The sequence below is a fragment of the Pseudarthrobacter sp. MEB009 genome (assembly GCF_030208875.1).
GTDB lineage: Bacteria > Actinomycetota > Actinomycetes > Actinomycetales > Micrococcaceae > Arthrobacter.
Map to the genome: position 1 here is coordinate 104,369 of NZ_JARVTC010000011.1, position 23,606 is coordinate 127,974.

Below are 23,606 nucleotides of genomic sequence, written 5' to 3' on the forward strand. Positions count from 1 at the left end.
ACGGTACCAATGGAGGTAGCCCGCGGATGGACAGCACGACCCCCACGATTTCGCATGTGTTTATTTCGCAGGCCCACCTCCTGAGCTACGGCGGCTCCGAAATGGTCACCCTGGAACTGGCTGAGCATTTCGCGGCCGCCGGCAGCAAAGTCACCATCGGTACCTGGAGCATCGGGCCGCCCGTGATGTCGCACCTGTCCGGCCGGCCCAACATCGCCTGCTTCGACCTGGACGATCCCAGACTGGATGAACGGCTCGCCAGCGACCCGCCCGGGCTCGCCTGGATCCATCACCAGTTGGTGCCGGGTTATCTCCTGAACCATCCGGAACACACATCGTTTGTGTTCAACCACATGTCATCGGTCCATCCGCTGGAGATGTCCTGGTCGGCAGGGATGGAGGCCCGGCTCGCCGGGCTGCACCTATACAACTCACCGGAGACCCTCGACCTGCACCGCTCCAGTGGCTCCACCGCCGGTTTTGACGCCGACCGGATGATGGTGTTCGCGAATCCTGCCCCGGATGCCTTCAGCCAGGCCGTGCCCGGCGAACGGGGACTGAAGCGACGGTTCGGCATCGTCTCGAACCACGTGCCGGCGGAACTGGCGGAACTCTTTGACGCCCCGCCTGCCGGTATCGAATTCCAGCCCATCGGCACCGGCGGCCTAAAGGACTCAAAGCCCCTCCGGGTCACGCCCGGGACCTTCGCGGGCCTGGACGGCGTCATCACCATCGGCAAGACCGTCCAGTACGCCTTGCTCGCCGGCGTCCCTGTCTACTGCTACGACAAGTTCGGCGGTCCAGGCTGGTTGGGGCCGCAAAACTTCGACGCCAGTGAATACCACAACTTTTCGGGCCGCGGGTTTACCCGCAAGGACACCGCCGCCATTGCCGGGGAATTGGTTTCGGGATTCGACGACGCCGCCACTTTCGCCGCCGCGACCAAGGAAGCGGACGACGTCGGCCGGTTCAGGTTGTCCGAGGCCGTGGGTAAAGTCGTGGCAGAGGCTCTGGCGGGGACCGGTACGCGTCCGGCCCTGGACAAGACCGAGATCGATGCGCACCTGCGGCAGCAGAAAGTGGTGGGCCACTACGCCCGGAACTGGCTCAGGTTGCTCCGCAGGACGGCTGCAGGATAGCCCGCGGGGCCGGCCGCGCCGGCGGAAAGCCTAGGCCCCGTTCAGCTCCAGCATCACGGGGATGATGTGGTTGACCGGGAGCGGGTTGTGGCCGGCGGCCTCGCTGCTGAAGAAGCGGATCTGCAGCCCCGGCTTACCGATGTCCTTGTTCACCATGCCCTTGATCATCGGCGCGATGTGGTGCTCGATGTGCCACGGATCGTAGGTGTTGACCATGATGATCCCGTGCGGGATGTACTGCTCGCTGTCAAACAGGGCAGCGATGCTGAAACGGTGCGCGTGGTCCCGCTGGATGCTCATGTTGCTGACACCGAGCCAGCCCGCCTCCAGGACCCTGGACAGTTCACGCACGTCATGGAAGCGCAGGAGTTCGGTCTGCGGATTCATGGCCAGCACTTTGGCACCGCGGATATGGGTGGCAAGGACCAGGGAAACGAACCCGCCGCCCGAGGAGCCAAAGAACAAGGCATCGTGGTTGGCGATGCCGAAGTGGGCGAACAGCTTCTCAAGGTAAGCGGCAATTGTTTTTGTGTAGTCCACCCAGCGCGAGCCGAGGAACCAGCCGATCTGGATGTCATCGGCGAGGTCCAGGGAAGGATCCGCCATGGAGATTCCGATCCCGTCCAGCTCGGAAAACATCCGGATCCGCTGGAAATACGGGTGCGGCTGGTCTGCACGCTTGAAGAAGCCAGGCGAGATAACATAGGCCTTCTTCGCCGCTGATGGCCGGAAATAAAAGTTCAGCTCGAATTTACCGAAATCCACGGCGTACCACCCCGCTTCGGTCAGCAGGTGATAGTCCGCGGGCGCTATCTGAATCTTCTCCACCGGAGCAGTATAGGACGCAGCGGCAGGCTGCCGGCCCCCGGTGGACGGTGCCCCCGGCAACATGACGTTAACCACCACGGCGGCAACAGATGGGGAGCATTCCCGGCCCTGACGATATAGTGGACGCGTTTGGTTGCGTCGTTTGCATGCAGCAGGAACCTGAACTCTTTCAAGAATTTACCGCGGCAACTGGGGGACTAGTGACACTGAAACTTACCGTTATCGGGACGGGATACCTTGGCGCGACCCACGCGGCCTGCATGGCTGAGCTGGGATTCGAAGTCCTCGGCGTTGACGTCGACAAGGAAAAAATCGACAGCCTCAGCAGGGGCGAACTGCCCATCCACGAGCCTGGCCTGCCGGAGCTCCTGCGCAAGCACACCGAGTCCGGACGGCTCCGGTTCACCACGTCCTTTGAAGAGGCCGGCGCCTTCGGCGATGTCCACTTCATTGCCGTCGGAACCCCCCAGCGCGCCGGTGAACACGCCGCGGACATGACCTACGTCGACGCTTCCGTCTCCGCGATTGCCCGCGCCGCCACCAAGGATTCCCTCATCGTGGGCAAGTCGACAGTACCTGTCGGATCGGCCCGCCGCCTCAAGGCGCTGGCCGCAGAGGAAGCGCGCGACGGCGTCAGCGTCGGTTTTGCGTGGAACCCGGAGTTCCTGCGTGAGGGCTTCGCCGTGGAAGACACACTGCGGCCGGACCGCCTGGTCATCGGGTCCGATTCTGCCGCGGCAGAGGCCATCCTGCGGGAAGTCTATGCGGATGCCCTCAGCCGTGAGACGCCCTTCATCTCCACCGACTTCGAGACGGCTGAGCTTGTCAAGGTTGCAGCCAACGCCTTCCTGGCCACCAAGATTTCCTTCATCAACGCCTTCTCCGAAGTCACGGAGACTGTGGGCGGCAACATCCGGACCCTGGCCGACGCCATTGGCCTTGATGCCCGCATTGGCCGCAGGTTCCTCAACGCCGGCATCGGTTTTGGCGGCGGCTGCCTGCCCAAGGACATCCGCGCCCTGCAGGCCCGGGTCTCCGAGCTGGGCCTCGACTCCACCATGCGGTTCCTGAATGAGGTCGACGAAGTCAACCTCCGCCGCCGCGACCGTGCAGTCCACGTTGCGGAGACTCTCCTGGGCTCCCTCGAAGGCAAGCGCATCGCTGTCCTGGGCGTGGCCTTCAAGCCCAACAGCGACGACGTCCGCGACTCGCCCGCCCTGGACGTGGCGGCACGGCTCTTCAACAGCGGGGCTGACGTCAGCGTCTACGATCCGGCAGCCAACGCCAACGCCGCCAAACGCTACCCCCGGCTCAACTACGTGGACAGCCTCGCCTCAGCGGTGGACAGCGCCGATCTCGTGATGCTGCTGACCGAGTGGTCGGAACTGGTCTCCGTGGATCCCGCGGAGCTCGCCAAGGTCGTTGCGCATAAGCGTATGTTCGACGGCCGCAATGTATTGGACCACGGCACATGGAACGCCGCCGGCTGGGACATTGTCTCGCTGGGCCACAAGAGTGAGCTGCTGGACCTGGCTGCCGCCAACTAGGACTGACTGCAGTAATAAAGGCGCCGGCGGGATGCAACATTCCCGCCGGCGTTTTTGCTGCGCTCCCGGGTCAGCGACAGCCTTGCGCGTGACATGCAGGGCCACCGTCCACTTGGATAGGATTCAGAAATGACTTCCGGCAGCCTGTATCTATCCCTCATGCGGCAGCGTTTCGACATGTTCAACGATCCTGCAGCTGATCCCGTCCCGTGGGAGCTGGACGACAAAGACACGGCTTACAACTACGTCACCGCGGCCGGTTACGCGGTGCCGAGGTATGCGAAGGTTGGCACCGCAGCAGAGGCGCTGGCGGCCGGTGAGGGCTTCGGGCCCCGTTTTGTGGTCAAACAACCCAACCAGCACTCCACCAAGGGCATCTATGTGCTGGAGCCGCTGGGCGGCGGGCAATACCTGGAGTTGCTCAGCCTGCGGACGCTGACCGCGGAGGACCTCGTGCCGTTGGGTCGCCCGCCCGCCTATTGGCTCGCGGAGGAATGCATTGATTCCGGCATTGCGGGCAAGCCCCTGCCCTTCGACTACAAGATCTATGCCTTCCGGGGCCGGGTCACCCATGTCAACCAGATTGACCGGAACGTCTCACCGCCCAGGATGGCTTTTTTTGACGGGGCGTTTCTCCCGCTCGAGCGGGACAGGGACTACACCATCGACGAGCAGCGCTGGCTGCCCGAAAACCACGTTGTTCCCAGGCACGCCGGGGCCATGCTGGAAATGGCCGCCGCCCTTTCAGCGGGGCTTGATACCCGGTTTGTGAAAGTCGACTGCTACGACGGACCGGACGGACCCGTCTTCGGTGAGTTCACGTTCGCGTCCGGAGGCGATGACACAGGCATGGTCCGCTACAGCAGCCGGATCCTTGATTTCCTGGACCGCTCGATGGCGGGCGAGGATGTGCCGGCGCTGTCAGGCTTCGACATTGACCTGCCGGTGTTCCGTGCATCGTTGGACCGCAAACCAACAGTGACAGCCCACCCCACGCTGTACTCGACCATGTCAGCAGCCGCCGTCCAGGGGGACAGGCGCTATCCCACGGTCCTCAGCGGGAACCTGGCGCCAGGAAAGTCCCGCCCGGTTTTTGTCCTGGCGGCACATCTGATTGGCTACCTGAACGGGGACGGCAGCCGGGCGTTCGCCGTCCAGCAACTGGTGCGGAGCAGTGCCGGTCCCATTACGGGCACCGGCCGGCTCCAGGAATTCGAAGCGAAAGCCCTCGGGTTTCATGAGCCGCGGGCCCAGGGAAACCTGTGGCACACGGCACGCGCTGCGGAAGTCCGGCTCGCGGCCGGTGACGGTTCAGCCCTCGATGTCCTGCGCGGGCTGGCGGCGGACGGGTACGCCCACGCGCAGCGGGTTGTGGCCCGCTACGGGGCGTAACCGCAGTTCCGGTGCAGCCCGCGCCAAGCAGGCCGCTACAGCGCCGCCCAGAGCCTGCCAGTGCTTGTGAGCGTCCCGTCGCTCTTAAAGATGGTTGAGCACCCCATTTTGATGTCGCCCGCCGGCCGGGTCTTCCACGCGAAGCGTTCAATGAAGGGCATGGCACGCATCCCAGCCACCGTGGCTCGCATGAAGTCCTCGGTCTCGGCCCGGCTGTACTTGCACGGGTTGGCCGCCGTGGCGCCCCAGTCTGCAACGGCGTACTCGGTGACCCAGATCGGCTTGCCGTACTTGTCGTGGAGCATGTTGAGTTTGTTCAGAAAATCCGTGGCGTTCGGCCAGGCATAGATGTGCATGGTGATGAAATCCACGCGGAGGCCCTTGTTCTTGGCTTTTGCCATAAAGTCGGCCAGCCAGGGGCTGCTGGGTGCCACCGTGGCCGGCGACCCCAGGCGCAGGCCCGTGGCCTGGAGCTTCGGCCACAGGCTGATGGCCTTGTCCACGCTCATGTTGGCCTGGGCAGTGACATCCGGCTCATTAAAACCGAGCAGGTGCTTGGTGTTCGTCTGGGCCAGCTGCCGGGTCACGATCCCGATGGCGTCCTGGTCGAGCACAGCGGCGTTCCGGATCATGGGAACGAAGGGCGGGGCGAAGAAATTGGCCCGGGAACCCCACGAGTAGTGCCATTTCAGGTTCAGGCTTTTGAGCTGCTGCGCAGCGAGCGCATCCTTGCCCGACAACCCGAATCCCTTCAGTCCGGTGGTGGTGGACGTGGCGGCCTGGGCGGGCTGCGCGTTAGCGGCGAGCAGTGCGCCCGGGACGGCAGCAGCAGCGAGGGGCAGTTTTAAAAAATGACGTCGTTCCATTGGGAATCCTCCCGGATAAAGATGGTTGAGACCATTCGGCAGAGTACAGGCGATCGGAGACACCCGTCCGCATATTTTCGTGGCCCCGGTGACCATTTACAAGGGCAGGAGGACGATGGGTCCCGGCTTTCGGCGAATTCAGCCGGCGCCGATCTGTGCCGGCGCGGTGGGTCCGCTACAGTGACCGGTACAGTTCCCCGGTGTCCGTCAGCGAACCATCTTTCCGGAAGAGCGCCGAAGCACCCATGGTCGGATCATTTTCGGCGCGGGTTTTCCAGGCAAACCGCTCAACGAAGGGCATCTCCCGAAGGCCCGCAACGGTGTCCGCCATAAACGCCCGGATGTCCTGGGCCGAGTGCCGGCTGGGTCTCTTGGCGGTGGCGTCCCAGTCGGCCACGGCGTACTCGGTGATCCACACGGGTTTGCCGTAGTAAGCGTGCACCTTCCTGACGGTGTCCAGGAATGCGCCGGCATCGGGTGACGGGTACATGTGCATCGCCACAAAATCCACCCGGAGTTGCTTGGCCTCGCAGGAAGCCATGAACCGCTTGAGCCAATCCCCGAGCGGCTGGACGGGGGCCGGGGAACCGAGCCGGAGGCCCGGCTCTTCAAGCTGGGGCCACAGGTTCACGGCCCTCGACACGCTCATGTCTGCCTGCGCCGGATGGTCCGGTTCGTTGAAGCCCAGCAGCGCGGCCGCGCGGCTGAGGTCCAGCTCCGACCGGACCTCGTCCACGGAGCCTTGCCGGACGCTCTCGCGGCCCCAGATCATGGGAATAAAATCAGCCCGGGGCCGCGCTGCCGGAAAGCCTGCGCCCCAGGAGTAAAACCAATCCACGTCCAGTGAGTTGAGCTGGTCGACGCCAAACATCTTCCCGATCGACATGCCGATGCCCTTGCGGGCGAAATCCGGCCGTACGGGAGTCCCGGGCTCCTGCGCAGCCTGTTGCGGCGTGCAGCCGGCTAACGCAGGCACCGCCGCGGCCGTGAGCAATGCGTTTCGGAGAAAGCCGCGCCTGTCCACTGGTTCCCTTTCCGGAGGCCGGGCCGTTTGCCGCTGCCGTCCGCCAATTCTTTCACGATTTCATGACCCACAGTTTCGCCCTTAGACTGGCACCGGGCTTTGCCCGGCGCCGCTGCGAGCAGGCCGGACAAATGCCGAAACAACTGAAAAATGGGGGATTTCCAGCAATGTATCCACAGGGCTTTAACAGGCCAAAAATCGAGTCATCGTTCTTGAGTTTTGTCGCCGACGAATTCCGCCGGCGGGGGACAGCCCGTCGGGGCGAATTGGCACAGAAGATCATCTCCCATCCCTTCGTGGAAAACCTGGGGATGCGGGTGCCGCAGCGGCTCGCAGTCCTGGAAGCGCTCGACGGCCTTGCGGATGCCGGCCTGCCGGACCTCTTTGTGCTGAAGCTGGCCAATGGCTGGTCATCACGCGGCGTGATGATCCTGGAGCGGCAGGGCCCCGACCGGTTTTTTGACCACATGGCACTGCAAAACCTGACCCTGGATTCCATCAAGGATATTCAACTTGAAAAGGCCGCGTCCTTTGCTACAAAAGCCCCGGTGTGGATTGTCGAGGAATTGATCCACCACACGCTGGGTGTGGGGGCGATCCCCTTTGACTACAAGTTCTACTGTTTTCGGGGCCGCGTTGGCCTGATTGTCCAGATTGACCGCAACACCGGGCCAGTGAAAATGGCACTTTTTGATGGCGATTTCCGCCCGCTTCGGCGCAACACTGATTACGTTTTGTCGGAAACTGCCCGGCCGGGAATGCCGGTGATTCCATTGCACGCAGCGGAAATGCTCTGGTGGGCGCAGCGCCTCTCCCTTGAGGCGGATTCGCCGTTTGTCAGCATTGACATGCTGGACAGCCCCGAGGGACCGGTCTTTGGCGAATTCACCTACTCGCCGGGTGGAACGCACCGGAAGATCTTTGTGTTCTCCAACGACATGCTGGACAAGCTGGACGCGCTGATGGACGAAACCGCACCGGAAGCAGACGCCCTTGCAGCCTCACCCCTGGAGCTCCGGAGCGGCTTGGCCAAGCCCGCAGGCCTGCCGTACCGGGCCTGGGCAGGCTACGCCTACGGCGGTGGGGCCCGTGGCGCCGAGCGGCTTCACACCTTCTACAAAGACCTGGCAGTGGACGGCGGCGAGGATGCCCCCGGATACCAGTGGTACCGCCACCTCGCCGCGCGGTGGGCAGGGATCCGGGACAGGCTGCGCCGGGGCCAGCTGGGCTGATCTGCCCGGCCCCGCCGGCCAGCGCTAATTTCCCGCGTAGTCGAATTCCGGAGTCCGCAGCCCCACACCGAGCAGCTCCGCGATGGCAGCCACGGTCCGGCCTGCTGCCGCGCCGTCGCCATAGGGATTCACCGCGTTGGCCATGGCGGTGTAGTCAGCGGGATGATGCAGCAACCGGCTGACCTCATCAACTATCCGCTGTTCACCGGTGCCGATGAGGCGGACCGTTCCGGCGTGCTCGGCTTCGGGCCGCTCGGTGTTGTCGCGCATCACGAGCACCGGCTTGCCAAGGCTGGGCGCCTCCTCCTGCACGCCACCGGAATCCGTCAGCACCACGTGCGCCAGGGCAAGCATGCGGGTGAATTCCCCATACGCCAGTGGCTCGGTCACGATGACATTGGCTTTAGCCTCAATGGCCGGCAGTACTGCCTCCCGGACAACCGGATTCTTGTGCGCGGGAAGAACAATGACCAGGTCGGGTTCCGCATCGGCCAGCCGTGCCAGCGCGCGGCCTACGCCACGCATGGCATCCCCCTGGTTTTCGCGCCGGTGCGTCGTGACCAGAAGGATGCGGCGCCCGCTGGCGGCCAGTCCGGCCAGGCGCGGGTCCGTGAAGGGAATCTCCTTGCCCACCGTTGTCAGGAGCGCGTCAATCACCGAATTGCCGGTGATGACAATGTCTGCTTCGGAAATCCCTTCCGCCAACAGGTTCGTTTTGCTCGTAGCCGTCGGGGCCAGGTGCAGGCTGGCGATCTGGCTGGTGATTTTGCGGTTGCCCTCTTCAGGGAAAGGCGAGAACAGGTCGCCGCTGCGCAGGCCCGCCTCAACGTGGACCACCGGGATGCCGTGGTAGAAAGCGGCGATGGCTGCCGCCGTTGAGGTGGTGGTGTCACCCTGGACCACCACCGCGTCAGGCCGGGCAGCCGCAAAAAGGGCGTCCAGGCCATCAATGGTGCGGGTCATGATGCCGGACAGCGACTGGCCGGGCTGGAGGATGTTCAGGTCGTGGTCCGGTTGGATCCCGAACAGGCTGTTGACCTGGTCCAGCATTTCCCGGTGCTGTCCGGTAACTGTAACCACGCAGTCCAATCCGGCGGCCTCCTGCAGCGCCAGGACGATCGGTGCCATCTTAATGGCCTCGGGACGCGTCCCGAAGATTGGCATAACAACAGGCATTGGACCCCCAAGGTTAGGAATTGAAACAAGAACTGCGGGTGCCGGGGCGCCGGCGACCGCTCAGAAAAACAGCACCAGCGCGGCGAGCAGGGCCGCCACGCCCAGCAGGGTCAGCAGGACCAGTGCGCCGGCAATGCGGCGTTTGGCGCTGTGGCTGACCCGCCGGTGTGGGCGGGGCGGAGCAGCTTCGTCCGGGCGCCGGCCTGCACTGCGTGGCCGGCCCGCCCGGCTGGACGCCTGGAACCGCTGCCGCCGAAGATGGCGCGGGGCCCCGGAAAGAGGCTGCTCGGACGGGTCCACCGGGTTCCCTTCAGTTCGGCCGGACATTTTTATTGATTCTAGCCGCGGCTGCACGGGTGCCCCGATCCGTGCCGGGAACAGCTCAGCATTGGGGCCGCACGGTGGCGTCCAGCAGGCCGCCCGTCTCCACCACAAACCGCCAGAGCCAGTCCCCGGGCCCCATCGACGCCGGCGCGGGAACCATGTGCACCTCCGCGTCCGTGCACTGGCGTACCAGGGTTCCAGCGCGGGTTGCGTGGAAGTCGGAGGTCACCACGGTCACGGATTTCCAGTGGTTCAGCTTCACCAGGCGTTCAATAGCCATGGCCTCACCCCTGGTGTTCAGGGGATCCGGCCGGAAACACACCAGATCCGCGCTGGGGAGGCGCGCCGCGTCGCATGCGTCGTCCGCGGAGGCGTTGCCGGCCAATCCCGTTTCCGCCAGGACCAGGACCGGGATGTCCAGCTCGTCCTGCAGCCCACGGGCGGCGGGCAGACGGTCTGCGGAGAGGCCGCCCAGCATGATCACGGCATCGCTGTGCTGCTTGTCCGCGGGGGGAACGTTCACAAAAAGTTGAAGCGCCACGATCAGCCACAGCACAAAGCCGCCGCCTGCAACCACCGCGAACCATCGCGTGGCGGTATTCACCGCGCTGGTTGATAGGCGCACGCCCCTGAGTCTGCCATGGGCCGTGCCCGCGGGGAAATTCTCCGGCCAGGTCATTGTCGCAGCAGCGCTGTACCGTAGTGCCGTGCCGCAAAAGTCCTCCACCAGCCCCGAACTGCTGCCCGTCTCAGCCCTGTCCGAAGCAGGCCTGCTGGCCAGGATCTTCCCGCGCCTGGCCCTGGGGAAGCCCCACACCGATGCCACGCTGCTGGGCCCGGGCGATGACGCCGCAATCATTGCCGCACCGGACGGCCGGACTGTGATCAGCATTGATACCCAAATCCAGGACCAGGACTTCCGCCTGGTCTGGCCCAACGGGTACCGGACCACCGGCTTCGACGTGGGGTGGAAGGCGGCCGCACAAAACCTCAGCGACATCAACGCCATGGGAGCCACCCCAACGTCCCTGGTGGTCAGCCTCACCCTGCCCCCGGAAACCCCAGTCAGCTGGGTCGAGGCGCTTGCCGACGGCCTCGTTGCCGGGATCAAGGAACTGGGTGCCACCCGGTGCTCCGTTGCCGGCGGCGACCTGGGCCGCGGCAGCGAAATCGGCGTTACCGTGGCCGTGCTGGGCAGCCTGGACGGCGGCGCACCCGTTCTTCGCTCGGGCGCCAGGCCCGGCGATGTGCTGGCCATCGCCGGTACCGTGGGCCACGCTGCCGCGGGCTTGGCGCTGCTCGAATCGGACAACGCCCTCCAGGGCCTCACCCCGGAGCAGCGGCTGTTCCTTGAGCGCCAATGCCGGCCGCAGCCACCACTTTCAGCCGGGCCCGCCGCGAGGCTGGCCGGTGCCACCGCCATGCTGGACATCTCGGACGGCCTGCTCCGGGACGGCCTGCGGATGGCCACAGCCAGCGGCGTGGCACTGGACCTCGACCCGGCCCGGCTGGCAGTCCTCGCGGAAGGGCTGGCCCCTGCGGTGGAGCTGCTGGGAACGGATCCTTCCGGCTGGGTGCTGGGCGGTGGCGAGGACCATGGGCTGCTGGCGACTTTCCCTGCCGGTATACAGCTTCCTGCAGGATTCACTGCGATAGGCTCAATAGAAGCACTGGGAATCGAAGAAAGCCCGGTCGTCAGAATTGCGGGCCGGGCCGCAGACACCGGGGGATGGGATCACTTTGCAGACTAAGGTTGCTGCCAACGCGCAAGCGATGAAGCGATGGTTGGGCAAGGCCGAAACCGCTTTGGGCAACCACAGCGACCGTCTTAACGCCATCAACATCTTCCCCGTGGCAGACGGGGACACCGGCACCAACCTTTATCTCACCGTCCGTGCCGCCGCCCGCGCCCTGACGGCAGACGCGGACCAGCCGGCCCAGATGGACGTCGGAGTTGTCCTGGCCGCAGCGGGCCAGGCGGCCATGGAAGAAGCCCGGGGGAACTCAGGCACCCTGTTTTCCGTGTTCCTCTGCGCGGCCGCCGAACCCTTGGCAGGGCACACCAGGCTCACTTCCACGTTGTTGGCTGCCTCCCTGCACCGGGCCCAGATCCGGGCCTGGTCCGCGCTAAGCGACCCTGTCCCCGGGACCATGCTGTCCGTCATGGAGGCGGCCGCCCGTTCGGCCGCAGCCGTGGACGCCGCGCACAACGGGGATGACAGCAACCATGCCCTGGGGCTGGCCCTTGATGCCGCCGTCGAGGGCGCCCTCGCAGCCGTCATCCACACCGAAGACCAGCTGGACGCCCTCACTACGGCCCGCGTTGTGGATGCCGGCGGCGTTGGCATGCTGCTGATCCTGGACTGCCTGCGGTCGGCCGTTATGGGCCAGGAACTGCAAAGCGAACTGGTGGATGGCCTGCATGGTTACGACGTGTCCGATCCCCACATCCATGCCTCGCTTCCGGACGACGACGGCGTGGAAGTTATGTGCACCATTTCCCTGTCGCCATTGAATGCCGCCACTTTGCGGCAGCGCCTCGACGAGATCGGCGAGTCCGTCATCATGAGCCAGGTGGGCGCGGGTGCCGACCCTGACGGCAATTACCGCTGGCGGGTCCACGTCCACGTGCCCGAACCGGACCAGGCCGTCAGCATCATCGAGTCGCTCGGCAGCCCCTCGCAAATCAGCATCAGCGACCTCGCGCTGCCACGCGACCCTGCTGCCGACGCAGTGAACTCCAGCGGGCATGAGCGCTGAATCGGACCTGCCCCTGGAACGCCGGATCGGGAAAAAGTCCGCAGCGGTCATGGAAAAGCACCTGGGCATCACCACGGTGGAAGGGCTTCTCGGGTACTTTCCCCGCCGCTACATGACCCGTGCCGAACTGACGCCCATCGCCGGCATCCCCCGCGATGAGGAAGTAACGCTGCTGGCCCGGGTTGTCTCCAGCACCACCCGGTCCATGCGCGCCCGCCGCGGCACCATCACCGACATTGTCATCTCCGATGACGACGGCGCCCAGGGCCTGCGGCTGGTGGGCGGCCAGGACTACCACGGCACCGTCCCCGGCACCCTGAAGATCAGCTTCTTCAATGCCTACAAAGCCAAAGCCGAACTCGTCCCAGGGCAGCGGGCGCTCTTCTCCGGCAAGGTCACCAGCTTCAACGGCGCGCTGGGCCTCACCAACCCCGATTTTGTCCTCCTGGACAACGACCCCTTCGCCAACGGCAGCAAAGACCCCGAAAAGATCGCTGCCATGCCCATCCCCGTTTACCCGGCGACGGCGAAACTTCCCACCTGGAAAATCCAGGCCGTCATCAGCACCCTGGTGGAAACCGCGGACCTTGAGGCCCTGCCGGACCCTGTTCCCCGCCTGGTTGCCCGACGGGAGGGTTTCCTGTCCATCGCCGAGGCTTACCGGCTGATCCACCAGCCGGAAACCGGCGCTGACTGGAAACGCGCGCAGGAGCGGTTCCGCTACCAGGAAGCCCTGGTGCTGCAGACCTCGCTGGCGCGGCGCCGCGCAGCGGTTGCGGCCGAGGAAGCCACCGCCCGGAAGCCGGATCCCGCAGGACTGCTGGCCGCCTTTGATGCTGACCTGCCGTTCACGCTCACGGCCGGCCAGGTGGATGTGGGCGAAACGCTTGCAGCGGAGCTCGCCCTCAACCACCCCATGAACCGCCTCTTGCAGGGCGAAGTGGGCTCCGGGAAGACCGTCGTGGCCTTGCGGGCAATGCTGCAGGTGGTGGACGCCGGCGGGCAGGCGGCGCTCCTGGCGCCCACCGAAGTGCTGGCCGCCCAGCACTATGACTCGATCCGCCGCACCCTGGGCCCGCTCGCAGCGGACGGGCTCCTGGGCGGATTGGGCGGCAGCGGCTCCGTGCAGGTCACGCTGCTCACCGGGTCCATGTCCGGGCCGGCGCGGAAGCAGGCCATGCTGGACGCCGCAGCCGGCACCGCGGGCATCGTGATCGGCACCCACGCCCTCCTCAGCGACAACGTCTCCTTCTACGACCTTGGCCTGATCGTGGTGGACGAACAGCACCGTTTCGGCGTCGAGCAGCGGGACGTGCTCCGGGCAAAGGCACGCAAGCCCCCGCATCTGCTGGTCATGACCGCCACCCCCATCCCGCGCACCGTTGCCATGACGGTGTTCGGCGACCTCGAGACCTCCACTTTGGACGAACTGCCCAAGGGCCGTGCGCCCATCACCACGCACCTGGTGGGTCTGTCTGAGAACCCCGCCTGGGCGGGCCGGATCTGGGCGCGTGCACGGGAGGAAATCGACGCCGGCCACCAGGTCTATGTGGTCTGCCCCAAGATTGGCACCGACGACGACGGCGACTTCAGCCCTGGTGAATCCGGCCCGCCGCCGGACGAAGCCGGTCCGGATGCCCGCGAACTCGCGTCGGTGACTGCCGTCGTCGAACACCTGCTGACCGAACCGGCACTTGCCGGCATCGCCCTGGCACCCCTGCACGGGCGCCAGGACCCGGATACCAAACGGGCCGCCATGGCTGGATTCACGGCCAACGAAACCAAGCTCCTGGTCTCCACCACCGTGATCGAGGTGGGCGTGGACGTCCATAATGCGACCCTCATGGTGATCCTGGACGCCGACCGGTTCGGCATTTCCCAGCTCCACCAGCTCCGCGGCCGGGTGGGCCGTGGCGGGCTGCCGGGCACCTGCCTGCTGGTCACGGCCCTGGAGCCCGACCACCCCAGCCGCCGCAGGCTCGAGGCCGTGGCGGCAACCACCGACGGTTTTGTCCTCTCGCAGGAAGACCTCAAACTCAGGCGTGAGGGCGACATCCTCGGCGCGTCACAATCAGGCGGCCGGTCCACCCTCAAGCTGCTGCGGGTGATCGACCACGGCGACCTCATCGCGCAGGCGCGCGGCGACGCGCAACGGCTGGTGAATATGGACCCCGGCCTGGCACACCATCCGGAACTGGCCCAGGCCATTGACAAGTACCTCAACCCTGAAAAGGAGGCGTTCCTTGAACGCGGTTAGCACGGCACCCTGGACCTGCGGCGGCGGGGCGGGACGCCGGTGACCCGCATCATTTCCGGGGCTGCCGGTGGCACGCCCCTGGCCGGCGTCCCCGGCTCGCTGACCAGGCCCACCACGGATCGCGTCAAGGAAGCACTCTTCTCCCGCCTGGACGCGTTTGATGTGATCTCCGGTGCCCGGGTTTTGGACCTCTACGCCGGATCCGGTGCGTTGGGGGTTGAAAGCGGCAGCAGGGGAGCGCTGGCAGTGGAACTTGTGGAATTTGATGGGAAGGCCAGCGCCGTCTGCCAGCGCAACGCAGACCTCATCAACGGCGTGCTGGGCCGCAAGGCCGTGACCGTGCACCGGTCCAAGGTGGAGCCGTTCCTGGACCGCGCCGCGGCGGACGCCGTCTGGGACCTCGTGTTCCTGGATCCGCCCTACCCGTTGGATGAAGAAGCACTGTCCGCTGTGCTGCTGAAGCTTGCAGCGCATCTCGCGCCGGGCGGTGTGGTGGTGGTGGAAAGGTCCTCACGGTCGCCGGAGCCGGCCTGGCCGGGAGGAATGGACCGGTTTGCCGGGAAAAAGTATGGCGAAACCATGCTGTGGTTTGCCGAGCCGTTTGTTCCGGACGCCATTGGCGACGAGGACGTTCCGTCAGTCACAGGCTCCTGAAGGGCGGCGTCAGCCGGTCAACTGGTCCAGATCGACTCCGGCCAGCACTGTCCCCGGATGCGGCCCGCGCGCTGTCAGCTCAGTGCTCCATGCGGCAGGCCAGGGCCACTGCGTCCCGGCCAGGATGATGTTGCCAGGGTGGCGGCCCGCAAACATGCCGGACTCGGCGAAGGCTGCCACATCAGGCATGACCTCCCGCAGCGCCGCCACCTGGCTGCGCACCAGGGTAAGCCCGGGCTCGTCGCCCACGTTGACGATCAGGACGCCGTCCGGGCTGAGGACGGCGCGCGCCTCCCGGTAAAAGCCGGCGCAGGCAATATGGGCCGGCGCCTCCGGTCCGGAGAAGATGTCCAGGATCACGACGTCAAACGCCGGGTCCCCGCCGAAGTCCGCCAGGGCGTCGCGCGCGTCGCCGATGACCTGGTGCAGGTCCGTCCCCTCCGGCAGGGGGAGTTGCTGGAGGACGAAGTCGAGCAGTTCCCGTTCCAGCTCCACCGCGTACTGCACGGACCCAGGGCGGGTGGCCTGGATGTAGCGGGCGAGGGTCAGGGCGCCGGCGCCCAGGTGCAGGGCGCGGATGGCTTGGCCGGCGGGAGCCGCGAGGTCCACCACGTGTCCGATGCGGCGCAGGTACTCGTAGAAGATCTCCGCCGGCTGTGCCAGGTTGACGTGTGACTGCTCCGCACCGCCGATGCTCAGAACGTAGCTGCCCGCCGTGAAGGCATCCGGTTCCACCGCTGCATGCTGTCCGGTGGTGCGGAGGAACCGCTCCGTCCGTCCGCTGCTGTCCCGCCGCATCAGAGCCGGCTGCTGAGGGTGGCGAGCCGGGCTGCGGCTTCTTCAAGCAGGTCCGTCTTTTTGCAGAACGCGAACCGAAGCAGGCTGCGGGTCCGTTCGGCGCCCTCAGGATGGCAGAACACCGGGACGGGTATGGCTGCGACGCCCACCAGGTCCGGCAGCCTCCGCGCAAGGTCCACGGAGTCGCTGATGCCCAGCGGTGCCGTGTCCACATTGACGAAGTAGGTGCCTTGCGGGGTAAAGACGTCGAAGCCCGCGTCCCGGAGGCCGGCACTGAGGATGTCACGCTTGTGCGCCAGGGTGGCGGCGACGCCGTCGTAAAATTCATCCGGCAGCGCGAGCCCGGCGGCGATGGCACCCTGGAACGGCGTGCCGGAACTGTAGGTGAGGAACTGCTTGACGGTCCGCACCGCCGCCACCAGGGCTTCGGGGCCGGTGAGCCAGCCGATCTTCCAGCCGGTCAGCGAAAACGTCTTTCCCGCGGAGGAAATGGTGATGGTGCGGTCCGCCGCCCCCGGCAACGTGGCCACCGGGATGTGCCGGACCCCGAACGTAAGGTGCTCATACACCTCGTCGGTGACGATCAGGGTGTTGTGGCGCGCCGCGAGGTCAACAACCCGCTGCAGGACCTCACGTGGGAAGACCGCGCCGGTGGGGTTGTGGGGATTGTTCAGCAGCACCACCTTGGTGCGGTCGCTGAATGCTGCTTCAAGGGCGGCAGGGTCCGGCAGGAAGTCCGGGGCAAGCAGGGGAGCGGTCACATGCGTGGCACCGCTCAACCCGATGACCGCGCCGTAGGAATCGTAGAAGGGCTCAAAGGTGAGGACCTCATCGCCCGGGCCGGCGAAGGCCAGGAGCGACGCGGCGATACCCTCGGTGGCTCCCGTGGTGATGATCACCTCCGTGGCAGGGTCGGGCGTCAGGCCGTAGAAGCGCTCCTGGTGCGCGGCAACGGCTTCACGCAGCTCAGGCATGCCCTTTCCAGGGGCGTACTGGTTTGCCCCGGCGGCTATGGCCGCCTGCGCCGCGGCACGTATTTCCGCCGGTCCATCCTCGTCCGGGAAGCCCTGCCCCAGGTTGATGGCGCCCGTCCGCGAGGCAAGTGCCGTCATCTCCTCGAAGATGGTGATGCCCAGGCCGCCGTCCGGAGCGAGCAGGTTGGCGCCGAGCGCTGTCCGCTGCCAGGGGGCGGGGGCTGAAGGGGTGAAAAGTTCCCGGTCCGGATGCATCCAGTCATGGTATCCCGGCCTTTCCATGGGGTAGGTTCGGTGCATGAGACGCGCTGTCTGCCCCGGATCCTTCGACCCCATCCACAACGGCCACCTCGAGGTCATTGCCAGGGCGGCCGGACTCTTTGATGAGGTCATCGTGGCGGTGTCCACCAACCCTGCAAAGACGTACCGGTTCTCCCTGCCGGACCGCCTGGACATGGCCAGGGAAACCCTGGCTTCGCTTAGGGGCATTGTGGTGGAGCCGGTCGGTGAAGGACTCCTGGCCGATTACTGCCGCCAGCGGGGGGTCTCCGCGATCGTCAAGGGGCTCCGATCCTCCTCGGACTTCGACTATGAGCTGCCCATGGCCACCATGAACCGCCAGCTCAGCGGCGTGGAAACGGTTTTCCTCCCAGCGGAGGCGCACTACATCCACCTCTCCTCAACACTGATCAAGGAAGTGGCCGGCCTGGGCGGAAGTGTGTCCGACTACATCCCCAGATCGGTGCAGCGGCGTATGCTCACGGGCGAGCCGCCAGCGGATCGGCCGGCAAAGGGGTAGGCTGGACCGGTACTTCGGCGCCGCCGCCTGCCCGGTTTGAGTCCCTGCGGCTCTTCAGGCTAGGATGGTACGTCGGTCATATGTTCAACAGGAGTTCTCATTAAAAGAGATGCTGGTTCGCCCTTGGCGTTCGACGTCAAGGACCTCGGGCGCAGCCCGGGAAGCATGCGGACACTGACGGAACATGTACCCGCACCAGGTGATCTTGGTGTGGCACTCATTGGTGTTCAGGAAGGCTCGGAAATCGAGCTGGATCTGAGGCTTGAGGCCGTACACGAAGGAATTCTGGTATCAGGAAGCGCATTCGTTGAAGTAAAAGGCGAATGCGGCCGATGCCTGGATCCCCTTGCGTATGACCTTGAGGTACCTGTGCAAGAACTTTTCTTCTACGAAGACGCTGTGTTTTCGGACGGGGAAGATGATGAAGAGCAACGTCGAGTCGAGCACGATGTAATCGATCTTGAACCGGTGTTGCGGGACGCGGTTGTCACCAACCTGCCGTTCCAGCCGGTGTGCCGGGAAGACTGCCAGGGCCTTTGCTCCGAATGCGGAGTACGCCTGGAAGACGAGCCGGGGCACCACCACGAGGTCTTGGATCCTCGCTGGGCTGCCCTAGCTGATATGGCTAAGCCTGACCGGCAAAATTGATTTGTACGTGTTTGTCTAGAGAGAAATGAGTTAGCCGTGGCTGTCCCGAAGCGGAAAATGTCTCGCTCGAATACCCGCGCCCGCCGCTCGCAGTGGAAGGCGACCGCCCCCCACCTGGTGAAGACCGTTGAAAACGGTCAGGTTACTTACAGCCTGCCCCACCAGGCGAAGGTCGTCACCGACTCTGCCGGCACCGCGCTGTTCCTTGAATACAAGGGCCGCAAGGTCGCAGACGTCTAATCGGCCATCCAGGCTGACTTGATGTCTTCAACTGAAGAGCTTCTGAAGCGTCTCGGTGTCATTATTGACGCCGGGACGCTTCGTCTTGCGCTCACACACCGCTCCTACGCGTATGAAAACGGTGGCATCCCCACCAATGAGCGGCTGGAATTCCTGGGCGACTCCATCCTTGGGTTCTCCGTCACTGACGCGCTCTACCGCGACAACCCCGGGCTGCCCGAGGGGGACCTGGCCAAGCGCCGGTCCGCCGTGGTGAGCACGCGCGCCCTCGCGGGCATCGGCCGAAGCCTTGGCATCGGCGAGTTCATCTACCTGGGCCAGGGCGAGAAACTCACCGAAGGCCGGAACAAGGCCTCGATCCTCGCGGACACGATGGAAGCCCTGATCGGTGCCACGTACGTGTCCAACGACATCGAAACTGCGCGGCAACTGGTGATGCGCCTTGTGGGTCCGCTCCTGAAGGACGCCGCCGTGCTCGGTGCCGGGACCGACTGGAAAACCAGCATCCAGGAGCTCGCCGCGAGCCGCCAGCTCGGCACCATCCACTATGCAGTGGACGGCGCCGGCCCGGACCACGCCAGGACGTTCAGCGCAGTGCTGCGGATTGGCGGGACCGACTACGGCAAGGGCGCCGGCCACTCGAAGAAGGAAGCCGAGCAGGAAGCAGCCGCCGACGCCTGGCGCGTGCTTTCGGGAACTCCGGGGAGCGTCGAGGCCGGCGCCGCCGGCTCCGGGGCCCAAAAGTAGGAATCCATGCCTGAACTGCCCGAGGTTGAGGTGGTCCGCCGCGGCCTGGCGAGCTGGGTCAGCGGCCGGACCATCGAGGCCGTGGACGTGCTCGATCCCCGGTCCATCCGCCGCCATGCCCTTGGCGTTGAGGACTTCCGGGGCAACCTGGAAGGCGCCGTGGTGACGGATGTGGTGCGCCGCGGGAAATTCCTCTGGCTGCCTCTGACGGACAATCCGCACTCAACGGACGGCGCCGCCGCTGAACCTAAAGTGGCGCTGATGGCACATCTGGGCATGAGCGGCCAGCTTCTGCTCCAGGAACACGACGCTCCTGACCAGAAGCATCTCAAAGTGCGCTTCCGGCTCAGCCGCCGCGACGGCATGCCCGCCCAACTGCGGTTCGTGGACCAGCGGATCTTCGGCGGACTGTTCGTCACGGCCCTGATCCCCACTGACGACGGCGGCCCGGGCGGCCTGTCAGCCACACCGGTGCCGCTCATTGCCGAGGAAGCCGCGCACATTGCCCGCGACCCCCTGGACCCGGCATTTTCCTTCCCGCTGTTCTACGCCCGGCTGCGCCGCCGCAGGACGGGGCTGAAAAGGGCCCTTTTGGACCAGGGCCTGGTGTCAGGCATCGGGAACATCTATGCGGATGAAGCCCTATGGCGCGCCCGGCTGCATTACGCCCGGCCCACGGATACGCTGCGCCGCAGCGACGCGGAGCGGGTACTGGAGAGCGCCCGCGAAGTCATGACGGATGCGTTGGCAGCGGGCGGCACAAGTTTCGATTCCCTTTACGTCAACGTCAATGGGGCATCGGGGTACTTTGACAGGTCACTGGACGCCTATGGGCGCGAGGGCCAGCCCTGCAAGCGGTGCGCCGCCGCGGGCATCCACGCAACCATCCGGCGGGAGCAGTTCATGAACCGCTCCTCCCACACCTGCCCGGTCTGCCAGCCCCGCCCGCGTAACGGACGCTGGTAGGCCCCGGCGAAGTCTGCGGAATTCCGGTGCGGAAAGCGCGGGAATGTTGTGGGAATACACCTATGAAGTGGCTTTCCCCGGTGCCAGACTGGGCGCATGTTGGTGAAGCGTTTGGTGCTCATTGGAGCAGCTGCCGCCATAGTCCTCGGGGGCTCGGCCGTTGCCTTGGACAGCATTGCCCGCCAGCAGGCGGACAGCTCCATTCAAGCGGAACCCGGGGGCCGGGAAACGGCTGGCGGGTCCGGCACGATGTCCGCTGCACCGCCGCCCGGAACGCCTGCCTCAGAGCCCGCAGCGCAACCGGCCGAAAGCCCAAACCAAGGCGCCGGGGAGGGGCAGGTCAGCGGTGACCGGCCGCCCCCCGGTGTTGCCGCCGGAGTGCCCGAACCTGACGAAAAACCGTTGGAGGTTCTGCCGCCGGTCACCGCGCCACCTACCGGACTGCCCATGCCTGCGCCGCTGCCGGCCCTGATCCGGGCACCGTTGCCCGCGACCGCATCGGCCCAAGGCAAGACCGTGGACGGTTTCCCGTCCCAGGTGCTGAGCTTTCCGGAAGGAACGGTGATTGTCTTCACGGGCGTCAGCTCGGACGGCGACAGGCTTCAGGCCACGGCAGAGGGGATAGTCGGGCTCAGCCGCGATGAGGTGGCAGGCTATTTCCAGCAGATCCTCCAGCCCAAAGGCTTCACATCGGAAGACGCCGCGTCAGCGGCCGACCAGCAGGCCCGGCGCCTGAGCAGGGGCACCGACTCCGTGTCAGTGACGCTGTCTACTACAGGAACGGGCAGTACCCGTTTTTCCCTCCTGGGGAACTTCACCGCCGGGCCGGCGGCTTAGATCCATGTACATCTCCATGTCGGACCGCCAGGGCGGCAGGAAAAGCACGGTTGAAGAAAGCCAAGGCACCCCAGCGCCGCCTTTCCGGCTTTCCCCCGCCATTCTCTGGCTCGGCGTGGTCAGCATGGCCACAGACATCTCCTCCGAATCCGTGGCGGCGGTGCTGCCCCTCTACATCACCGGTTTCCTTGGCCTGTCCGTGATCGCGTTCGGTGTTATTGACGGCATCAACCAGGGCGCCAGCGCGTTGGTCCGCATTGCTGCGGGCTGGGCTTCGGACCGGGCCGGCAGACCCAAGGCTGTCGCCATGGCCGGCTACTGCCTGTCCCTGGTGGCCCGGATCGGGTTCCTCTTCGCCGGCGGGTTCTGGTCGATCGCCGCAGTGGTCACGGGCGACAGGATCGGCAAAGGGATCCGGACCGCACCCCGCGACGCGTTGATTACGACGGCGGCACAGCCTGAGCATCTGGCGAGGCACTTTGGTGTTCACCGCCTGCTCGACAACATCGGTGCCGCCGCCGGACCGCTGATCGCCTTTGTCATCCTCATGCTGATGCCCAACGGCTATGGCACAGTCTTTGTGGTTTCGCTCGCTTTCGCCGCCATCGGGGTGGCAGCCCTGGTGTTGGTGGTTCCCGATCTGCGCACCGGCCGGCCCATCCGGCGGCAGAGCCGGGTGAAGAAGGCCAGGGCGGCCGAGCCCGGTGTGCTCAGGGAGCCTGCTCTGGAGGCACGGCGGCGCAGGATTCCGGCGATCCGCTGGTCGATGTTCCGCGAACCCGGCCTCGGCCGGCTCCTGGTGGCATCAGCTGTCCTGGGCGTCCTGACCGTTGGCGATGGTTTCATTTACCTGGTCCTGCAAAACAAGGACCAATTCGCAGTGCAGTGGTTCCCGTTGCTGTATGTCGGTACCAACGTTGTGTTCCTGCTGCTGGCCGTTCCCATGGGCCGGCTGGCCGACACGTGGGGCAAGGGAAAGGTGTTCCTGGCCGGGCATGTGGCACTGCTGGCCTGCTACTTCCTTGCTGCGGCCCCCGCCATGGGACTGACTGGAACGCTGGGCTGCCTGGTTCTCCTGGGAGCCTTCTACGCCGCCACCGACGGGGTGCTGTCAGCTTTCGCCAGCCAACTGACCCCACAGCACAAACTGGCCACTGGAATCGGCGCCGCGCAGACTGTTGTGGCGCTCAGCCGCGTGCTGTCGTCCACCCTATTTGGTGTGCTGTGGTTCGTTGTGGGCGCGTCTCTGGCGATGGTGATCGTCGGGTGCCTGCTGGCGGTGGCTGTTCCGGCCTCGTACTTCATCCTCCGGAACGCCCGCTACCAGGGCACGGCTGCGTGAGTCCGGAGACCGAAGCAGCGCCCAACCGGATGCGGTGGGTTATCCTCTTGGTGGTCACTGGGGTGGTCCTGGCAGGAACCGGGCTGTACGCGGTGATGGCGTTCCAGCGGCTGCAGGAGAGCAGCGCTGCCCTGCCTTCCGTCATTGTCACTTCGGGCGGGGGGACGCTGCCGGATGGCCAGTATCTTTTGTTCCGCAACACGGCGGCCGGCCAGGGCTACGGTATGGCTGGCACCGTGCCCCTGGCCGATCCCACAGGCGCCCGGTCACTCAGCACCGTGCCGTGCGACAGGGTCTACTCGACGGGCAGCGGATTTATGTGCCTGGCCACCGAACGCGGCATGGTCACCCGGTTTGACGCTGCCCTGCTGGGTGGCAGCTATCAGCGGCTGCAGGAGTGGTCGCTTAAAGGTATTCCCAGCCGGACCAGGTCGAGCGGCGACGGCAGCCTTGTCGCCACGACTGTATTCGTCACGGGGCACTCGTACGCTGCGGCGGGTTTCTCCACCGATACCGTGATCACCCATGTGGGCGGCGGAATGGCGCCGGATAACCTGGAGGACTTCGCGTTGATGGTGAACGGGCAGCAGGTCACCGCTGCGGACCGGAACCTATGGGGTGTCACGTTTGTCCCCGGTGAGCCCGATGCGTTTTATGCCACTGCGGCCTCTTCCGGCAGGCTCTGGCTTGTCCGGGGCAGCATCTCCCGGCGGACGCTGACTGCTGTAGCCGATGGTGTGGAGTGCCCATCCGTCTCGCCCGATGGCACCCGCGTTGCCTTCAAAACCAACGTCTCGTCGGGGTTGACTCCCCAGTGGCGGGTTGCCGTCCTGGACCTCGCCACGGGAACGCGCGTCACTCTCGGTGAGGAACGCAACGTCGATGACCAGGTGGAGTGGCTGGATGACCAGACGCTGCTGTACGGATTGCCGCGCGAGGGGGAACCGGGCGACAGCGACGTGTGGAGCCTCCCCGCCAAAGCCGGGGGAGCTCCGGCTGTTTTCCTGGAGCACGCCTGGTCTCCATCGGTGGTCCGTTGACCCTGAAGGGCTGGAT

Annotated in this window: 24 protein-coding genes; 16 read left to right on the plus strand and 8 right to left on the minus strand. The window is 65.6% G+C overall.

What is annotated here, in order from left to right:
• The first annotated feature begins 26 nt into the window (after positions 1–26).
• A complete protein-coding gene (locus QRN07_RS10280; RefSeq protein ID WP_285240979.1) occupies positions 27–1,139 on the plus strand; it encodes a hypothetical protein in 1,113 nt (370 codons plus the stop codon).
• A 30-nt stretch (positions 1,140–1,169) separates the two neighbouring features.
• Here QRN07_RS10280 and QRN07_RS10285 read toward each other — a convergent pair whose 3' ends face one another.
• Positions 1,170–1,967, minus strand: coding sequence for a hypothetical protein (locus QRN07_RS10285; RefSeq protein ID WP_285240980.1), 798 nt, complete (start codon positions 1,965–1,967; stop codon positions 1,170–1,172).
• A 206-nt stretch (positions 1,968–2,173) separates the two neighbouring features.
• On the opposite strand from QRN07_RS10285, the gene QRN07_RS10290 reads away from it, so the two are divergent.
• Both QRN07_RS10290 and QRN07_RS10295 read left to right on the plus strand, forming a co-directional pair.
• Positions 2,174–3,514 (plus strand): UDP-glucose dehydrogenase family protein, encoded by a 1,341-nt coding sequence (locus QRN07_RS10290; protein WP_285241000.1) that lies wholly within the window; start codon positions 2,174–2,176, stop codon positions 3,512–3,514.
• 129 nt (positions 3,515–3,643) lie between these two features.
• A complete protein-coding gene (locus tag QRN07_RS10295; RefSeq protein WP_285240981.1) occupies positions 3,644–4,906 on the plus strand; it encodes an ATP-grasp fold amidoligase family protein in 1,263 nt (420 codons plus the stop codon).
• A 35-nt stretch (positions 4,907–4,941) separates the two neighbouring features.
• Here QRN07_RS10295 and QRN07_RS10300 read toward each other — a convergent pair whose 3' ends face one another.
• Positions 4,942–5,772 (minus strand): glycosyl hydrolase, encoded by an 831-nt coding sequence (locus QRN07_RS10300; RefSeq protein WP_050687020.1) that lies wholly within the window; start codon positions 5,770–5,772, stop codon positions 4,942–4,944.
• A gap of 175 nt (positions 5,773–5,947) precedes the next feature.
• Positions 5,948–6,658, minus strand: coding sequence for a glycosyl hydrolase (locus tag QRN07_RS10305; protein WP_285240982.1), 711 nt, complete (start codon positions 6,656–6,658; stop codon positions 5,948–5,950).
• Positions 6,659–7,008: 350 nt separating this feature from the next.
• Between QRN07_RS10305 and QRN07_RS10310 the strand changes: the two genes are divergently transcribed.
• The gene (locus QRN07_RS10310; protein WP_162242791.1) at positions 7,009–8,028 is read left to right on the plus strand and encodes an ATP-grasp fold amidoligase family protein; all 1,020 of its coding nucleotides are present in this window, start codon (positions 7,009–7,011) and stop codon (positions 8,026–8,028) included.
• A gap of 24 nt (positions 8,029–8,052) precedes the next feature.
• Here QRN07_RS10310 and wecB read toward each other — a convergent pair whose 3' ends face one another.
• Genes wecB through QRN07_RS10325 form a run of 3 tightly spaced genes read right to left on the minus strand, consistent with a single transcriptional unit; the run spans position 8,053 to position 10,153 of the window.
• On the minus strand, positions 8,053–9,204 hold the full coding sequence (gene wecB, locus QRN07_RS10315; protein ID WP_285240983.1) for a non-hydrolyzing UDP-N-acetylglucosamine 2-epimerase: 1,152 nt from the start codon (positions 9,202–9,204) through the stop codon (positions 8,053–8,055).
• 60 nt (positions 9,205–9,264) lie between these two features.
• Positions 9,265–9,531 carry a hypothetical protein gene (locus tag QRN07_RS10320; RefSeq protein ID WP_050687028.1) on the minus strand — a complete coding sequence of 89 codons (267 nt, stop codon included), beginning with the start codon at positions 9,529–9,531 and terminating at the stop codon, positions 9,265–9,267.
• Between the two features lie 55 nt (positions 9,532–9,586).
• A complete protein-coding gene (locus QRN07_RS10325) occupies positions 9,587–10,153 on the minus strand; it encodes a YdcF family protein (protein WP_235504665.1) in 567 nt (188 codons plus the stop codon).
• 82 nt (positions 10,154–10,235) lie between these two features.
• Between QRN07_RS10325 and thiL the strand changes: the two genes are divergently transcribed.
• Genes thiL through rsmD form a run of 4 tightly spaced genes read left to right on the plus strand, consistent with a single transcriptional unit; the run spans position 10,236 to position 15,199 of the window.
• Positions 10,236–11,279, plus strand: coding sequence for a thiamine-phosphate kinase (gene thiL, locus QRN07_RS10330; protein WP_056597503.1), 1,044 nt, complete (start codon positions 10,236–10,238; stop codon positions 11,277–11,279).
• 22 nt (positions 11,280–11,301) lie between these two features.
• On the plus strand, positions 11,302–12,288 hold the full coding sequence (locus QRN07_RS10335; RefSeq protein ID WP_056597375.1) for a DAK2 domain-containing protein: 987 nt from the start codon (positions 11,302–11,304) through the stop codon (positions 12,286–12,288).
• A complete protein-coding gene (locus QRN07_RS10340) occupies positions 12,278–14,545 on the plus strand; it encodes an ATP-dependent DNA helicase RecG (protein WP_056597376.1) in 2,268 nt (755 codons plus the stop codon). Before QRN07_RS10335 ends, QRN07_RS10340 begins: the two co-directional genes overlap by 11 nt.
• A gap of 39 nt (positions 14,546–14,584) precedes the next feature.
• Positions 14,585–15,199 (plus strand): 16S rRNA (guanine(966)-N(2))-methyltransferase RsmD, encoded by a 615-nt coding sequence (gene rsmD / locus QRN07_RS10345; RefSeq protein WP_050687035.1) that lies wholly within the window; start codon positions 14,585–14,587, stop codon positions 15,197–15,199.
• A gap of 9 nt (positions 15,200–15,208) precedes the next feature.
• Here rsmD and QRN07_RS10350 read toward each other — a convergent pair whose 3' ends face one another.
• Positions 15,209–15,997, minus strand: a complete 789-nt coding sequence (locus QRN07_RS10350; RefSeq protein ID WP_197273603.1) for a spermidine synthase — start codon at positions 15,995–15,997, stop codon at positions 15,209–15,211.
• A complete protein-coding gene (locus QRN07_RS10355; RefSeq protein ID WP_231686108.1) occupies positions 15,997–17,226 on the minus strand; it encodes an aminotransferase class I/II-fold pyridoxal phosphate-dependent enzyme in 1,230 nt (409 codons plus the stop codon). The genes QRN07_RS10350 and QRN07_RS10355 overlap by 1 nt, the downstream gene beginning before the upstream one ends.
• Positions 17,227–17,269: 43 nt before the next feature.
• Here QRN07_RS10355 and coaD point away from each other — a divergent pair, with 43 nt between their 5' ends.
• The 8 genes from coaD to QRN07_RS10395 all read left to right on the plus strand — a co-directional run bounded on the left by coaD (position 17,270) and on the right by QRN07_RS10395 (position 23,590).
• Positions 17,270–17,770, plus strand: coding sequence for a pantetheine-phosphate adenylyltransferase (gene coaD / locus QRN07_RS10360; protein ID WP_050687040.1), 501 nt, complete (start codon positions 17,270–17,272; stop codon positions 17,768–17,770).
• A 123-nt stretch (positions 17,771–17,893) separates the two neighbouring features.
• The gene (locus QRN07_RS10365) at positions 17,894–18,418 is read left to right on the plus strand and encodes a YceD family protein (protein WP_082178371.1); all 525 of its coding nucleotides are present in this window, start codon (positions 17,894–17,896) and stop codon (positions 18,416–18,418) included.
• A gap of 36 nt (positions 18,419–18,454) precedes the next feature.
• Positions 18,455–18,658 carry a 50S ribosomal protein L32 gene (gene rpmF, locus QRN07_RS10370; RefSeq protein WP_009356569.1) on the plus strand — a complete coding sequence of 68 codons (204 nt, stop codon included), beginning with the start codon at positions 18,455–18,457 and terminating at the stop codon, positions 18,656–18,658.
• A 21-nt stretch (positions 18,659–18,679) separates the two neighbouring features.
• A complete protein-coding gene (gene rnc / locus QRN07_RS10375; protein ID WP_050687045.1) occupies positions 18,680–19,405 on the plus strand; it encodes a ribonuclease III in 726 nt (241 codons plus the stop codon).
• Positions 19,406–19,411: 6 nt separating this feature from the next.
• Positions 19,412–20,371 carry a bifunctional DNA-formamidopyrimidine glycosylase/DNA-(apurinic or apyrimidinic site) lyase gene (mutM, locus tag QRN07_RS10380; RefSeq protein WP_050687047.1) on the plus strand — a complete coding sequence of 320 codons (960 nt, stop codon included), beginning with the start codon at positions 19,412–19,414 and terminating at the stop codon, positions 20,369–20,371.
• A gap of 447 nt (positions 20,372–20,818) precedes the next feature.
• Positions 20,819–21,208 (plus strand): hypothetical protein, encoded by a 390-nt coding sequence (locus QRN07_RS10385; RefSeq protein WP_157370907.1) that lies wholly within the window; start codon positions 20,819–20,821, stop codon positions 21,206–21,208.
• Positions 21,209–21,212: 4 nt separating this feature from the next.
• Positions 21,213–22,550, plus strand: coding sequence for an MFS transporter (locus QRN07_RS10390; protein ID WP_285240984.1), 1,338 nt, complete (start codon positions 21,213–21,215; stop codon positions 22,548–22,550).
• Positions 22,547–23,590, plus strand: a complete 1,044-nt coding sequence (locus QRN07_RS10395) for a TolB-like translocation protein (RefSeq protein ID WP_285240985.1) — start codon at positions 22,547–22,549, stop codon at positions 23,588–23,590. Before QRN07_RS10390 ends, QRN07_RS10395 begins: the two co-directional genes overlap by 4 nt.
• The last annotated feature ends 16 nt before the right edge of the window (positions 23,591–23,606 follow it).